We start from the raw sequence: 15,656 nt of genomic DNA, 5'->3' as shown, positions 1-15,656 counted from the left end.
TAAATGTTATCTGTGCATTCTTGAAACCTTGCTCTCTTCCTGATTGTCGGGTTCATTTTTCTGTTTTTCAGTAACGTCTTTTTCTTGCCTGGGAGTTTCCAATTGGTCACAGATGGCAATTCGCTCACCGGCACGGATCAGTTTAGGAAGGTAAACATCGAGCGCATGGTGAGGAAACCCTGCTATCATAAGAGGTTTTCCTTCAGCATCTTTTGTGTGATTGCTTTTGCTGAGCGTGATTCCAAGTATTTTGGCTGCTTTCTCTGCATCGTTGCTGTAAGTTTCATAGAAGTCTCCACATCTGAAGAGCAAAATTGCATCAGGATGCTTCGATTTTAATTCATAGAATTGCTTCAGCATCGGAGAGAGCTCAGTGGTTACTTTTGTTTCAGTCTTAGGACTTTCATCCTTGCTCTTATTGCCCTTAGATTCGGATGGCCCATGAGATTCACTCTGTCTGCTCTTCTCTTCGGTCTGTTCCTCATATACTTCCGTTTGCTGATTTGGATTCTTTGACTGAGCCTCCTGTTCTGATTTATCCGTACCTACTGCAACAGCATCTGTACGGTCCTTACGGAGCACATCTGCAAAAAGACTTGCTGCAAGATGTTTCTTGTAATCTTGCATATCTTCTGCCAGCCACATACGTTGCCATTGCTGTGGACTTACTTCACGGGCTGTCAATTTCTCACCGTTGACTGTGGGCATACATAATATCACACTGGGAGTACTCTCATTACCTTTGGTCTTGAATATGTTCACACGGTCTATCCTTGCGAGTTCTTCTGTAGTCGCATTACTTTTGAAGAGGTCAACTTTAATGTCCGGACTGTTCTGGGCGGCCATATAGTATTTTTGGGCCATATCCTGACGTACTTTTTCTGAAGTTTCTTCGTCACCTTGCTTTACAGTGGTAAAGAAAAGGTTAAGATCTGCCTTCTCGGGGTAAACGCTGAAGCTCTTTTCATTTTCGGGCTTCAGATAAAGTGCCCATTTCCCTTCGTCATTACGCAACATGAGTATCTTTTCAAAGTCTATGGCACCGGAGCGTTTGACGGCATCGGACACATCAAGTAATGTAAGGGTCTCCAGATTCCACTTGTTCATGCGGTTCACGGAAACTTCCTTGCCGTCAAAGAAACTGTCATCGGGACGATACCCCATAGAACCATCTACGTTGTAGAATGTAACCGTTTCATATCCCTCTTTTTGAAGTGCATGTTCGATACGGCCTTTGTTCATTCCAGGAATCTCATTCTCGACTCCTAATGAAGCTCCAGATGGGAGAACCACATCAGCCATTTTCTGTTCAGGTTCTTTTATAACCACGAACTCTTTAGTATCAATATTGGGCAACGTCTTGATTTCATCGGCTACATAATAGTGTTTTGGAAGAATGTGCTTAATATCTGCTATCTGTTTCTGTAGGACTCTGTTGTTGAGTTCTACTTTCTCACCACGTTCAGCCTTATGAACCATATCTATAGCGTTGTTTACGTCTCTCTCCAGAATATCTGGCAGATGCGGGTCTTCTTTCAGCTCTCTGATCCAATAATCGGTCATCTTCATGCTGTCCGGAGAGAGTTTAGCTGAGATACCCAACTCCTGCAGCTTAACAGCTGAAGCTACTTCCACAACCAGCCTTTCCTGCTTCACGGCATCCTCTGAAATCTTGTCGTTCTTGACTACCATTCCTTCACGGGCGAGCCTCTGTTGGTGTCCTGTTGCAGATATAAGCATGGATACTGCATCTCGGGCATAGTCTTCATAATATTCATAAGATGAAGCAGGTGGCAGGAAGACAATATCCTTCTTGCTGTCGTAATGCGCTACACCTGTAGTATCAGTGCGTATATCAACCAAATTTTTTCGTGACTGTTCCAGAAGATTTTCGACACCCTGACGGATTTCATTCGAAGCTGACTCTATATCTGTACGGTCTTTCAGAGGACCGGTCTTTTTTACTACTGTATCAAATGTTGTTTTATCAACCATAGGGAGTGTGGTCTGCTCGATATTGAAAAGTGAGCGGACTTCACGGTTTCTGATTCCTTTATAATCCTCTTGCTTGTCAGCTGGCAGTGCTTGATAGTCTGAGCGACTGATTTTCTCTTCAGGATTATGTTTGTTTACATACTCATTCCAATTATACCAGAGAAAAGGTACTCCCTTTTCTTTGGTCTGGACAGATTCACCGCGTTTCTTTGCTTCAGAAAAAAGCGTATATTGATTTGTTTTGTATCCATTCTGGTCGCTGTGCATTCCCAATATGATAGCATTGAAAGCAGAAATCTGCAAAGGCTTCAGATATAGTTTCGGTGCTTTGCGACCATCGTTGTCAAGCCACATTCCTCCATTTTCTTTGGCTTTATTGAAAGCATTCTCAAACAGCTCAACCTGACGTACTATTGCCATTTTCTCTTGTTGGTTCTTCTCTTCCATAAGTCTGATTATTATATTGTTATCCTTTTATCTTTGTGCAAGTGGTCTTGCTACTGTTTGCCGTTCGCTTGCTTCGTAGTTTTCAGAAACAATCTTACGCATCTGGTCATTCTTGGCCAGTATTGCATTTGCAAGTGTGTTGAGAGGTAAAGCTCCCTGCTGATAAGCATCCACAACTTTATCCGGCAAAGTGATGCTGCAAGGAACCTTGTCTATTGTAGCAATCAGACAGTTGGACCTAATCTGAGGATTGACAATCCGGGGATTGAGCGGTTCATCAGGATAAACCCGATAATTCACTGGGCTGTTTCCTGCTTCAGGGTGCTGATGTGCTTTGAAATCATCCAAAGTCTCATGCCCGGCCTTGTTCAGCAGATTGAGTCCTCCCATACCGATAAGTATCATTTTCAGGATTGGATTCTTGACAAACATGCCTGTAACGATACTGGCAATAGGCATCATATTGTCCTTCAGATTGATTGACTTTGTTTTTCCCGTGAAGAGTCCTACAAGCATGTCAGGTAGCATGGCCAGTACATATCCGATATTGTGTCCAATGTCGCTAATGCCATTGAGTCCGAAAGAGGTCAGCAACCCTTGCCATCCGTCCATATTGGTCTGTTCCGGCTTCGGGGAGGTCTGTTCTTCTGTTGGTTGTTCCTCTTCGACCGCTTCTTCTTGTTCCGGTGCAGTCTCTGCTGATGAAGTCTTAGTCTGTGGCTTTTCTTCTGACTGCTTTTTCATTTTCTCCTGGTCTTGTCTATATTGTTCCTCGCATCCCGGGCGCACTATTGAAGGTATGTCTGAACGGTCTTCCTGTTTGTCAGAGAATTTAGATAACAGGAAGTCACCGCCGACCCATGTGGCCGCTGTTTTCCAACCGCCACCGGCTCCACCCATACATGCGAGATCAGTTACGGATCCGAGAATTATACCTGTGTTCTTTTCCCACGCAGATGGGTTGTATCTCTTTTCGGCTTCTGTATCCATATGATGTTCTAATGGTGATTTTGCAACTTCCTGGGGGAGATAAAAGATGGTGTTAGTTGCTGCCTTCTTTAAGATGTATTCAATGGATGAGCGTGGAATCTTATCCTGAATCATCTTGTCTATCATCTTTTTCTCCATGGCGGAATCAACGGTGATGTGCTGGCGTTGAAGTTCTTTCTTGACCATTTCAATATAATCTTCAGCCGTTTTCGAGTTCCATTCACCTGTGTAACGCAAAGACTGCATCTGTGTCAGTCTGGCAGACATTCCACCATCAGGACCAATGGCACTGGCCATCAATCCTGCAAATGATGAGGTGTGCTCTTTAAGCTCTGCTGCCATCTTATCTTGCAGTTCATTCCGGACCTTGTTCATGATTGGAATGACCTTTTTCCTGAATATTCTATCTTGTTCTGACTCTGCCATGAGTTGCTGTTTTATATGATTGATAATTTATATGCCCTTTATAGATTTATCTGGTTGAGTAATTGCTCGCGTGTCTGTTCTATGGCATTGTGATATACTTCCATCTGTTTCGGGAAATATTCTTCCAGCCATTCATCCTTTTCAATGTTTTCATTGATAAACTTGATAGCCAGCTCACGTTCAATCTCTATCGCAGCTTCTCCTTTCTCACTACCATTGAACCATGCTTTTGTCCACCATCTGATACCGGACTTATCCGGATACACGCTCACCATACGGGGAATATCGAAGCTTTGAACATCAATATCGAGCTCTGCCAATGGATCAATAAGTCCACTGGTTGCTATGGCCAGTTCTTGTGCTTTTTTTTTTCGTGATCACTTAAACTGGAAAGGAATATCTGATGACGCAGGGCAAGATAGTTCAGGAAATCACCGATAAGCAGATTCTGTACCCGTTCTGCAATCGGTATACTTCGTGCGCCCATACCTAATGGATTGGCCATACTGGGGATGGTTTCATAGAAGTAATTTTTTGTAGCCGACAGTGAGAGAATATTTCTCAAAGTGAACTGTGTATGTTCCGGCAACGTGTAGGCTCCAAGACTGATGTCTTTCATGTAGTCCGGAAAAAAACGCATCATCAGATTCTCTATCTCCTTGCTGTCTTTGTCATACATGGTTCTGACATCCATATCCAGTGTCACAAATTGTGGTACCGCACCAGGTTGCCCATTTTGTTCCATGACTTTCAAGTTACTGTATATCATGGTCAGGAACTCCAGAGGATTGAGCTCTTCTCCTTTATACTTGACCTCCATGTGGAGTATTTCCCCACTTACGGCAATAACCTGACCGGCCTTGACTTCACTTCCGTAGTTGCTAAAAACGTTCGAGAGGTGTGCGTATTTTACCTCGTAGTCTCCATAGCGTGTCACCTGATAAATACCATGTACGGCATCATTCCCAAGTCCAGTGATCTTTCCTGTTGCAACTGCTGAAAGAAGATAATGGTTGGCCTTGAAATCCACACCATGATGAAAAAAAGGTTCCCCTGTATGCGGATGTTTCTGTTTACCGTAGCCAAGACTCATCTGTACGTCACGGCCTTTTTCTTCGTAGGGCATACAGTATCCACTGTCTGAACGAAGAATCATTTCTTGTGTATATTGCATATTATATCTGTTTATAAATTTTACTATCATCTTCGTCTGCCGCCACCAGTGCCTTGCGCAACCTCCGACTGTTGACTTTCGTCTTGACTTTGTGTAGCAGGTCGTTTCTTCTCACTGGCAAGTGCCTCGTTCATATTTACATTGTTTCCTATCATCATCATGGCAAGCACAGCTCCAGCTATCTTGCCCATCCATCCGAATCTTCCGAAAACAAGTAGTGCGGCCACTACAAGTCCGATGAGACTCAGACCGGAAACATTCCCTTTGCCTACATTGCTGAAAAAGTTCCCCATCATGTTTCCACCGTTCCCAGAGAAAATACCTTGTAGGAACTTGCTCATACCGCTCCATTTGCTGTCTGCACTGGTGATGGCATCATTGACATTTTCAGTGAGACCAGTTACAGAGTCTTTCACCTCTTTCATACCTTCACCTATATTCGAAACTGTATCTCCAATCTTTTGTGTCGTTTCTTTGCCAATGACAGCATCGCTGACAATACCCACTACGCTTTTGTCTGTAGTCAGTTTCTCCCAACCAATGTAGCCCAGGCTTCCACCTATGGCAGCAGACTTTGTGGCGCTTCCTAATCCTTTTAGCGTTTGCTGAGGATGTACTACTGCACCCCCTGCCGATTTAGCTATAGCTTTTATAGCTCTTCCTCCTAAGCTGACTGCTGCTTTCAATAATGCTCCCCAACCCATACTTAAAGTTTGATTGTTAAATTGTTATCCTGAATTATCTTTATACCTGAATACTTACTTTGGCTTTGCGTTCCTCTTCCATCTTTCCTTGCATTTCTGTACAATATTGGGCTTGTCCACCTCACTTCTGCCATTGTAGTCTATCTCCGCCCATATGTCAGAGAGCGAAGTATATTTAACAGCTCTCGTAAGCCTTTTGAGCTTTTGATTCATGAGTTTAAGTTTCGGACGGATGGAAAAGAGAACTTCCAGTCGTTCCTTCTCTGTCATCTTGGTATCGGAGAGGCACAGTTGCCGGATGTCATTGACTATATCGACACTATTCATGATAAGTTCTCTATAGATTTTATTCCTGTTTGAAGACAATGCTACTGCCAGGGTATTTCCTGTCTGGTGCTGGAGCTGGTCATTAAAAGTTCCCAGGTGTTTCACGAGTCGGTCTATTTCATGATAGAATCCATATATCTGTGCCGCATAACTGATGATGCTATGAAAGTTATCCAAATAAGAGTTGAACTCCTTTTGCAGGTCAGTCACTCCTTGTACTTCTTCCTTTATCCACAGATGACCTGTAGATTCCAGAAGCATCATTTGTTCCTGCTGCTTCAGTTCTTTTTCTGCCTTATTTGTGTATGCCAGAATCATTCCGGCCAAAACAGGGTCGTTGCCCTGAGCCCGGAGAAAACTCCCACCCAGCCCTTCAAAAGGGAGGGTGAGAGAAATAAGCATGGCAAAAAACAGCAATAAGCGTTTCATTGTGTTATCCTGATAATCTTTTATGGTGTTACTATTCGTGCGCATCTATGCCACCTGTCCAAAGCTTGACCGGCAATCTCAGCGGTGTTCCTGTCTATCATTCCTGCAGTGGCTCTGTTCCATACATCGGCCATTGTGTAATAACGGATGCTGATGGAGAGCTGTGAAAGTCTTTTGTTGAATTGTGCCAGACGGTCATTCAACTCCCAAAGAATCTTACTGCGTTCCGCACCCGTAAGCATATTGCTTGCTCCACCTTTGGCTACGGCATCTTTCAGGATGCTGTATACAGTGATGAGTTCAATCGCTGTTTCGATATAAAGGTTATTCATACTCATTGTGGCCATTATCCCTTGCGGGTTTTGTGATATGGCTTTCTTCAAATCACAAAGACTGATGAATATCCTTACACCGTCGTCATAGAGATGACTGCATGCTTTAAGTGTGGAGGCATAGCCAGACACGGTTTTCAGGTAGCTGTTGTACTTTCTCTCCCATTGCTTTATCTGAGTGAACTCTGCCGCAATGGTATTTTGTAGTAGTGCCGTCTTCTGCTGGTCTTCAATCTGATTCTTGATTTGACCGTTGATAAGCTCATTACCTTCAGCTAATGCCACATATTCCATCGGATTGCTGGAAACCAATTGGGCACGACTTTCAAGACGGAATAGGAACAAGGCCAAAGCAATGGCCGAGATAATCATCCATCTGCTGTCGTAAGCAATGCCTTTGGAAGTCTTGGTTTCTGACGATATATTATCTGTTCGTGATTTCATAGATACCTTTCCTTTGTTTGTTATACTCAACCCGTTCACGGATAATTCCTACAACATCAATGCGCTCCTTGATTCCAAATATGTCCAGTTTGGGATTGGAACGGTCTCCGCTGAAAATCGAGACAGTCTTCAATCCGAACAGCTGTTCCACGATACCACGGTTTTCACTGAAGTCAACCACCCTGTAGAGTTCAATGTAGTCACTCTTCCTGATAAGTACACCATGTTGGATAATCAGTTGTTCGGATGTGATGATATAGCTCAGTTTGTGTAGATAAAGACAACCGTAGAGCATGATGCACGTCATGATTGCCCCGAGTACCACAAAAGGCATCTTATAGGTGATGCTTTCGTGACCGGCTGCCAAGAACAGGGCACAACTGATAAGAAATGCCATGCCTTGTGAGATAATGTATTGCGCCCAGTGAGGGTGCAATGTGATTATGCTGAACCGTCTGTTTGAGTCTGTCATATCATTTATCGTTTTAGTCCGCTCTTTTTGGTTTCTTCATTTTCTTCTTCTCTCTCTTCAGTGAGAGAAACACCATTTTCGTCAAAGGCTGTCTCAACGACATCGGTCATTGAGTATTGTTTCTTTTCCAACAGTTCATCATTAAAATCCTTATAGCCTTCAGACGGCAGTTCACGTACTATTCCTATTGGATTCAGGTCTTGTCCGTCCTGAACATGGAGCTTTTGAAACAGGGCCTCTTTAAACTCCTGATAGGTTTTGTTCATTCTGTCAGCTGCTTCCTGCTTGTCTTCCTTGCACAGAAAGGGAGAATAATGGTATTCCCATGCCTCATTTCTTGCTGTGTCATAAGCGAGGTAAAGCTTCTGTAGTCCTTCAGGGAGTTCTGCATATCTGTCATCGTCAATATCAAGCAGTTCTTTGGTAGATGTGATACCTTCCTTGAAACTTTCAATGAAGCCTTTCATGTCCGATGAGACTGATTCAGGGTGCAACGGATTCATCTTTTGTACGATGGATTCAAAGTTGAAGACGAACTGTTTTCCCGCCAGGTCATTGTCAAAGCCAAGATGGAAAGTAGCACAGGGAGCAGCCTTGACCACTCCCTGTATCTGCCCGTAACTGGGATTTCCTCCGGTGGAGATAAATACGGCTGACTTCAGCTCCTGTCTTGCTTTGTAGTCCAGTCCGGAGTCTTTCTTCATTCTCAACTGGTAGAATGCCATGGCATCGTATGCACTCTCAAACACATATACATCTTTCGCATCTTTCAGTTCCATGTCTTTCGGACTTGCCATCCACAGACCTTCACTTGCATTTGTACCGGCTGCCATACCTTTTCGTGCAGAGCCATCCTTACGTGGATAGCCTCTTTCTTCCAAACCGACACATTTCTCCGGATGCCCCGGTATATACATGGGAAAAGAGAGGTTCTTATAACTTGCTCCATTGTCTGCGGCCTTGGAAGCAAGAAAGAAGTTACGGTGAAAAGCACAACGTGTAGCAAAATCGATTCCTCTTGACTTGAAGAAAGCGTAAAAAGGTTTCTGAGAGTCAGCTTCATCAGGATGAAAACGCTCAATCTTATAATCTTTGATATTGAAAGGCTTTGCATCACGGGTAGGAGCAAGCACATTCTGGTTACGTTGCTCCACAGGAATATTCAATAGCCGTTGACAGACTTTGTGAACAAGAGCAGACTCTTTCATTCCTTGATTGTATTCAGGAAAGAGGTTCGGATGTTCCCAAATGAAGGATGTGACAGAATACAGTTTTATCGTTGGAGGTTGGAAACAACAGTTCTTATTGGGCATGACAATAAATTTGTCACCCCTGATTCTGCGTCCATCATTATCCAGACGTACATAGGCAGGATAGCGCAAGCCGTCCCGCTTGTGAAGCGTATAACCTGCATCCGTCAACACGTCTCTGATATTAAGACGGTTGCGATAGTCTTCAAATTTCTGCTCTTCGTTCATTGTGTTCTATGATGATTAAGTATTATCTGCCATGTCCTAAGCCGACTCCATGCTCAGCTGCATTGAGTCCGGCATCAAATGCTCTTGAAGCAAGATCCTGCGGTGAGTCCACACCTCCTTTGAAATAGACATGTGGCCCTGGTGCATGATGATGTTCAACAAACACGGCTGGAGGATAATGGTCTCTTCCGAGTTCTCGCATAACAGTAAGACCTGCAAGTAGAGCACCTCCAATCATGGCACCTATATTCCTTCCATGTCCCGGCGCATTCTTCATGTCTACTTCGTCAAAGATTTTAGAGAAGAGTTTCATGCGATGATAGTCATCTACGGCCATGAACTTTTCATATTGCTTTTGGCTTATCTCGTGACTGATGCTTTCGCCATTGATAACAGCGGTCATACGGAACATAGCATTGCCTTTTTCGTCTTGCTGGATTTCTCCTTGCTCGTTTCGTACAGGCTCAACTCTGATGTCGTCCACCTGTACCTCACGTCCGTTTCTTCCTTCCCGAAACCAACCTTTATCTTGGTTTATGTCATAAAGGCTGTTGCCATCCACATGGGCTACGCTTCGGTCTTCCTGCTCCGCAATGACATATTCATTTCCCTGAGTAAGAGGAAACGCATGTTCTGCCACTACTTCTTGTCTGGCATTCAGTTCTGCTTCCACTTCGGGAGTAAGATTCAGGGCTATCTGTTCTCTTGAATTGAGCATGTCCATCGTCAATCTATCTGAGAAGTCATTTTTGATGACATTGTTGATGATGTCCAGACGGTTCTGTACAGGTACATTCTTGATGGAGTTGTCCGTAAGCTGGGTAAGTTCTTCATCCGTCAGGTCGTAAACAAGATCATGCTGGGTGGTAGCCGACTGAATGGTCAGTGTCTTACTGTTGGCATCAATAATGACTCCATGAGAATACAGGCATTCCTGCCATTTTTCGTTACTGAAGTATACGTCTGAGGTGATAAGTTCCTTGTATGGTTTTGCCGGTTCCTGTGGACGTGTAGGTATTTCAACAGGTGGAATTACAGCTTCCAAATCTGCGAGTACATCCTGTGAGGGCTGCTGTGCCATATTTTGCTGTTCTCCTTTGTAATAGAAGCCATAGCCTCCATTGAGTAATTCACCTGGTTTGATTCTGCCATCAGGACGTTCCGGAACCATAGGGGCTCCCTGGACGAACATGGCACCACCGACACGGCGCATGTGGAAGCCTTCCTGATTACGCGGTGTCCATCCCAAAAATCGTCCATGAAACGGGTCCATCATCATAAAGGCACGTTGTCTGTCCCACGGTAGTCTGCCGTATTCACTAACACCAATCCGGTAGCCGTGAAGTCCCATGGCCACACGACCATTGGCATTACGGGCATGGACAAAGTCTCTCGGCATATAGAAGTCTTTCTTCACTAAATCAGCAAAGGTGTTATAGGCTTTTTTGTTAGCCGAGTTTGTACCCCAATCTGCCAAGTCCCTCATCTGCAGGGCACTGATATTATAGGTTAGGAGAGGTGAGTCATGCCCTTGAACAGCCAGAAGATAGTTTTCTCCTTGTCGGATGATATGTGCTTGCATACCGTTGCGACGGAGAATATCCCGCAGCTCAGGTGACAAATCTCTACCTACTGGTAGTGCATTGGATCTGATTGACATATTGTGATTGATTTTAAATGTTGATTATTCGCCTGTTTCAATCAATTCGCCTTTCCATTCGATAAAATCTTCGGCTGATTCTTCATTGACTACAAGGTTCCTTTCATTACAGAATTCGGTGTACTCTTCTTGCCATTCCGGTGAGTGGTGATTGATGTAATCGAGCCAACCGTATTCTCCACTCTGTACTTTCTGCACAAGCTCGTCTTCTGGATAGTATTTGATATTTGCCATATTGAATTTGTTATTTATGGTTGTTACTTTGGTTTATCGCTGCATCATACGCATACCTTGTTTCTTCTGCTCATTCCAGATTTCTTCAGAGTAGTCCTCCTCATGGATATAGTCAAGATTACCATTTTCGTCCATGGTCCAACAACCGAAAATACCGAAGTTGTATTTGTCCCATTCCCGTTTGGCTTCTCTGTGCCAAATTTGTTCATTACCTGCAGCGAGACGGATACCTGTATTTGAATTCAGATCGATACCGATGGAAATCTCATCATCGTCTTCAATGATAGAAAGGATTTCTCCGTTCTGCAGTTTCTGCATCTCAGTACCTGTAAGATGATAACGGTCTGTAAGATATTGAATGTTCCTGCCTATGACAGGGGTTGGTACGCTCAGCACTTGTTTGCTTTCCTGGTCAAGCTGAAAGAAACATTTGGTACCGAGTTCGTTGCCAGACTCGTTGCTCTCCAAATGTCCGATGATGGGTTTGCCTGCAAGAAGGTTTTGCTTCTGCTGCTCATTGAATACTTTGAAATCATACTCGTCAAGCTTCGGAAAGAAGAGAACATCTACATTGCCTTCTGGCATTCTCACAAGGCAGAATCGTGTTCTTGCTTTAACTTCTTCACCATCATCTGCAGTGATATGGACTGGTAATACTGGAGAAAGTCGGCCATTGAAAATATTCTGTAGAATATCCGTTGGCAGATCCTCAATCATCTCCTGTGTCAGTCCAAAACGTTCGAGAGTGCCGTAGGGCATTTCTTTCTCATCAAAGTTGTAAATCATTTGTTACCTTTTTTAATGCGTTATTATTTCTGCTATAACAGTATTTCATTTTCTTATGAAGTACTTTATTAATAGTTAATTCAGAAACAAAAATAAAAGGTGTGATTAGAGAATCAGAAGAATGGGTATATCATACCTTATGTTTTATATATCATTATGAAAGAAGTATGATTTATCGATTAAAATCATACTATTAGCATAAATAAAGTTAGAAAAATCACTTGAAGTATATGAGTTTTAATTCATGGTAATGGAGATATGTAATTTTGCCTCATGAATATTAGAAATATACTCATGATGGTGCTTCTGTCGTTGATGTCAGGTACTACAATAAAAGCTCAGTTTAATACGGTTGGACGTTTGTATAATCACCCAGCAAACAAAACAAAAAATCCGCAAGAGATAAATCCTTCTCTTGTGGACAGTTTGATATTGAATGATTCTTTGAAGAATGATTCTATAATAGAACTGAAAGCACGTTTTATGAGCGTTAGCTATCCGTTGTCTAACATAAAAATCAATTCATCATACGGCTACCGGAAAGACCCTTTTTCTGGGAAACGTAAATTCCATAATGGCTTGGATCTTCATGCAAGGAGTTCAAGAGTTTTTGCAATGTTGGCCGGTGAAGTGGTGAAGGTCGGACAGGATAGGGTCTCAGGTAAATATGTAACACTCAAGCACGGTAGTTTTACAGTAAGCTACTGCCACCTTTCACGCACTTTTGCTTATCAAGGCCAGACAGTCAAGGCAGGGGATACTGTTGGGATTACAGGAAGTACTGGTCGCAGTACAGGAGAACATCTTCATATAACACTTAAAAAAAATGGTGAATATATAGACCCACAATTCTTATTGGATTATATAACGTCTATTCGATGGTCTTGTGTTCTTATGTTAGCAACAGAATCGTAAATCATGTCAGTTTCGTCCATCTTTGTCCATGTTTTTAATTTCTTCGTCATCTCCAATAAAACAATATACTTTTGTGGTCGCAATATTGCAGCAAAACATAATATAATACAATCATGAACATGAGAAATTTAAGAATGCTATTTCTACTCGCAGGTGTATTACCGTTCACTTCTTGCGGCACATTTAAGAGTTATGTGGCCAGTTACTCAATTGGACTATCTGAAGTTGAAAGTCCGGCAGATTCAAAGCAGCAATTCGGTGAAACAAAAGTAGTAAGTTTCAATGAAGAGGGCGTCAATAAATATCGTTACGAAGACGATTATATTGATATAATTTGGTACGTCGGTTTGAAAAAATTTAATTTCACGTTAAAGAACAAATCCGGACATACTTTAAAAATTAATTGGGATGATGTCAGCTATGTTGATGTAAAAGGGCAGGTTGGACGAGTAATGCATTCTGGAGTAAAGTATATTGATAGAAATTCTTCTCAGCCTTCCACTACAATACCTAAAGGAGCAAGTATAAGTGATATTCTATTACCTACAGATAATGTATATTATATCTCGGGTCAATATGGAGGATGGAGAGAAAGTTATCTGGTTCCTTGTGTCTATAAAACGCCTGAAGCATTTAATTCTGAGGCGCCTGCATTAGTTGGCAAGAAACTGACAATCATGATGCCGATTATGATTGAGAATGTACAGAATGATTATACATTTACATTCAATATTGATGAACTAACAAATGAAGCAAAATGATAAAATGGCTGCCGCAGGGATAGTTCTCCCGCCCGGTAGCCATTACCATATAATTTTGTTACTTCATAGGAGTAGAATCAGGGTTGAAGATATTCCATGTTATGCAATGTAATGCTCCTCCATCTTTCGCAATTGCATTACAGTCTATTTGTCGTACTCGACAATAGGGAAACGCTGTTTGTATAAAACGTTTTGCCTGTTCATCTTCATTGATGCCAAACTTCGGTAATATAATGTTGTTACCGACTTGAAGGAAATTGATATATGCCCAATTTAAGTCGTATCTGGGCTCTTGTACTGTAAATAACATCTCAGTTACTACATAACCGTTTTCTTCAAGTACTTGGCGAATCATAATAGCTTCTTCTTCATCAGAATCACGATGATTGCCCATGAGAATACGATTCCCTCCACAGTATTTTATAAAACCATCTGCATGTCCATAAACATCAGCTTCTTCATCATCTAATGCTCCAGTAGCGTGCCATGGTATAATAATTACCTTATGCCCGAAAGTGTTTTCTAATTGTTTGAGAAAGTCTACATCATTTTTATCCCTGTTGTTTTCTGCAAAAACTTTATCGGTCATAATAACATTATCACCACATAGTACAACATTACCTCCATCAATTACTATGTCAGTCTCTCGATATTGTATGCCTAATTTTCGACACGCTTCCGTACAATCTGTTATGTATGACTTTCTCTTTTCAATTTTGACTAGGTAATCCGGTGCATATTGGTATTTTAAGAAAACATTTTCTTCTATCTGAATAGGCATGAAATCTCTTGCCCAAATATCTTTTGCATCATAGATTTTTCCATAAGGAATTTTCAATTCATCCATGACTGACATCAATTCATTGCAAAACGTACTATAGTTTTTCCAAAGACTCAACTTGTTCGATATGTAAACGAAATTAGTATCTTTATCTTGTATCATATTATACATGTAATTGGTTTACAATATATTAATGCTATTTTTGAAGCATATATCATTGTAATGCGCTTCTAATGATTCTTGGAGCATGGCAGCTAATTGGGGTTCTGAAAATTCGTCTAATCCATGGAATCCAGTAGAATATGGATCTTCACCTCTAAGGTACAAGAAATAGTATGCTAATGTATCCTTTAAGGATGTTATGGTGACAGGTGAACGATTTTCCATATATTTTTCAATTTCAGAAACAAGATCCAGACCATTAATAACTAATTCTGATAGAATTTCTAATTTCTCATCTACAGTCTTTTCGGTATATTCAAAACACAAATTATCAAAGAACACTTTAGGCCGATAAACGAATACACTTCCGTCAGAGTTTTTAAAATTATCTAAATTGATTTTAACCATAATTTTAAGTGTGAAAGATGAAACATTTTATAAGTCTTTCATAATTTTTGCATCTTCCTTTAAGAAACAGCAAAAGATGATGCTTCCTTTATATTTGTCCACTACTTGTTTTTTTAAACGCATCTGTCATAACTCGTTATTTTTTTCTTTTCCTCACTTGACAAGAAATAATACCTACTCATTAATAACTTCCATCTCCAAAATTTCACCATTAGTACGATAGTTACCTATTTTGTCTCCTCTGTAGACAACTTTTGATTCGAGAATTTCTCCTCTTCTTAAATGTTCTACAAATAGAATGTCATCTACTTTCAAACTACTATTGGTTGCTTCAATTACTTTAAGAGCCTGAATCCCTTTAAATGTGATAACTTGAAATATAATCGTGCGATTCAAGTACTTAATCTTGATAGTAGAGCCTAAATGTAAATCTTGAACATATAATGTATCATCAGAATAATTCCACTCACTATCTAAACGAAAAGCTCCATACATGTCATTCCAACACTGAAACCCCATATACATTGCTACAGTATTCAATGTATATTCATTCGTTTTTCGGTCATCTACTATATATCCCATTAGCCGCTTAATAGTATTAACGCCTATTGTTCTATTTGTTGATGAAAATATTTTATCACATAAGATATCATAGTCCTTTGCCTTGTCAAAACATAGTCCTGACTTTTTCTTTATTGCATCAATTATCAGACTGTTTAGAATCATAATAT

Annotated in this window: 17 protein-coding genes; 2 read left to right on the top strand and 15 right to left on the bottom strand. The window is 41.4% G+C overall.

The window, feature by feature from the left end:
* Positions 1-6: 6 nt before the first annotated feature.
* From BQ8005_RS06715 to BQ8005_RS06660, 12 genes are read right to left on the bottom strand one after another with little or no spacing between them, the layout of a single operon-like run.
* On the bottom strand, positions 7-2,442 hold the full coding sequence (locus tag BQ8005_RS06715; RefSeq protein WP_075317519.1) for a MutS N-terminal domain-containing protein: 2,436 nt from the start codon (positions 2,440-2,442) through the stop codon (positions 7-9).
* 27 nt (positions 2,443-2,469) lie between these two features.
* On the bottom strand, positions 2,470-3,858 hold the full coding sequence (locus tag BQ8005_RS06710; RefSeq protein WP_075317518.1) for a hypothetical protein: 1,389 nt from the start codon (positions 3,856-3,858) through the stop codon (positions 2,470-2,472).
* 38 nt (positions 3,859-3,896) lie between these two features.
* Positions 3,897-4,178 (bottom strand): hypothetical protein, encoded by a 282-nt coding sequence (locus BQ8005_RS06705; protein WP_018452583.1) that lies wholly within the window; start codon positions 4,176-4,178, stop codon positions 3,897-3,899.
* A 23-nt stretch (positions 4,179-4,201) separates the two neighbouring features.
* Positions 4,202-5,032 carry a M23 family metallopeptidase gene (locus tag BQ8005_RS06700; protein WP_075317517.1) on the bottom strand — a complete coding sequence of 277 codons (831 nt, stop codon included), beginning with the start codon at positions 5,030-5,032 and terminating at the stop codon, positions 4,202-4,204.
* A 26-nt stretch (positions 5,033-5,058) separates the two neighbouring features.
* Complete coding sequence (locus BQ8005_RS06695) at positions 5,059-5,736, bottom strand: hypothetical protein (protein ID WP_005939450.1); 678 nt, start codon at positions 5,734-5,736, stop codon at positions 5,059-5,061.
* Between the two features lie 54 nt (positions 5,737-5,790).
* Positions 5,791-6,492: a hypothetical protein gene (locus tag BQ8005_RS06690; RefSeq protein ID WP_005939447.1), complete on the bottom strand. Its 702-nt coding sequence runs from the start codon at positions 6,490-6,492 to the stop codon at positions 5,791-5,793.
* Positions 6,493-6,512: 20 nt separating this feature from the next.
* Entirely contained in the window at positions 6,513-7,268 is a 756-nt protein-coding gene (locus BQ8005_RS06685; RefSeq protein WP_083610516.1) for a hypothetical protein, read from the bottom strand.
* On the bottom strand, positions 7,249-7,740 hold the full coding sequence (locus BQ8005_RS06680) for a PH domain-containing protein (RefSeq protein ID WP_005939442.1): 492 nt from the start codon (positions 7,738-7,740) through the stop codon (positions 7,249-7,251). The genes BQ8005_RS06685 and BQ8005_RS06680 overlap by 20 nt, the downstream gene beginning before the upstream one ends.
* Before the next feature lie 5 nt (positions 7,741-7,745).
* A complete protein-coding gene (locus BQ8005_RS06675) occupies positions 7,746-9,218 on the bottom strand; it encodes a toprim domain-containing protein (protein ID WP_075317515.1) in 1,473 nt (490 codons plus the stop codon).
* Positions 9,219-9,240: 22 nt separating this feature from the next.
* Positions 9,241-10,878 (bottom strand): hypothetical protein, encoded by a 1,638-nt coding sequence (locus tag BQ8005_RS06670; protein ID WP_075317514.1) that lies wholly within the window; start codon positions 10,876-10,878, stop codon positions 9,241-9,243.
* Between the two features lie 24 nt (positions 10,879-10,902).
* A complete protein-coding gene (locus BQ8005_RS06665; RefSeq protein WP_018667751.1) occupies positions 10,903-11,112 on the bottom strand; it encodes a hypothetical protein in 210 nt (69 codons plus the stop codon).
* 33 nt (positions 11,113-11,145) lie between these two features.
* Positions 11,146-11,898, bottom strand: a complete 753-nt coding sequence (locus BQ8005_RS06660; protein ID WP_075317513.1) for a DUF4099 domain-containing protein — start codon at positions 11,896-11,898, stop codon at positions 11,146-11,148.
* A gap of 273 nt (positions 11,899-12,171) precedes the next feature.
* Here BQ8005_RS06660 and BQ8005_RS06655 point away from each other — a divergent pair, with 273 nt between their 5' ends.
* Both BQ8005_RS06655 and BQ8005_RS06650 read left to right on the top strand, forming a co-directional pair.
* Positions 12,172-12,813 carry a M23 family metallopeptidase gene (locus BQ8005_RS06655; protein WP_075317512.1) on the top strand — a complete coding sequence of 214 codons (642 nt, stop codon included), beginning with the start codon at positions 12,172-12,174 and terminating at the stop codon, positions 12,811-12,813.
* Positions 12,814-12,932: 119 nt separating this feature from the next.
* Positions 12,933-13,574 carry a hypothetical protein gene (locus BQ8005_RS06650; RefSeq protein WP_159436221.1) on the top strand — a complete coding sequence of 214 codons (642 nt, stop codon included), beginning with the start codon at positions 12,933-12,935 and terminating at the stop codon, positions 13,572-13,574.
* Between the two features lie 58 nt (positions 13,575-13,632).
* On the opposite strand, the gene BQ8005_RS06645 is transcribed toward BQ8005_RS06650, so the two are convergent.
* From BQ8005_RS06645 to BQ8005_RS17035, 3 genes are all read right to left on the bottom strand, one after another.
* Positions 13,633-14,421, bottom strand: a complete 789-nt coding sequence (locus BQ8005_RS06645; protein WP_159436220.1) for an agmatine deiminase family protein — start codon at positions 14,419-14,421, stop codon at positions 13,633-13,635.
* A 114-nt stretch (positions 14,422-14,535) separates the two neighbouring features.
* Positions 14,536-14,925, bottom strand: a complete 390-nt coding sequence (locus BQ8005_RS06640; protein WP_075317509.1) for a hypothetical protein — start codon at positions 14,923-14,925, stop codon at positions 14,536-14,538.
* Positions 14,926-15,099: 174 nt separating this feature from the next.
* Entirely contained in the window at positions 15,100-15,651 is a 552-nt protein-coding gene (locus BQ8005_RS17035) for a hypothetical protein (RefSeq protein WP_083610514.1), read from the bottom strand.
* Positions 15,652-15,656: the final 5 nt, after the last annotated feature.

Source organism: Bacteroides togonis, from assembly GCF_900130135.1.
GTDB classification, from domain to species: domain Bacteria; phylum Bacteroidota; class Bacteroidia; order Bacteroidales; family Bacteroidaceae; genus Bacteroides; species Bacteroides pullorum.
The sequence above is the reverse complement of the archived record's forward strand: the minus strand, read 5'-3'. Positions and strand labels throughout refer to the sequence as shown.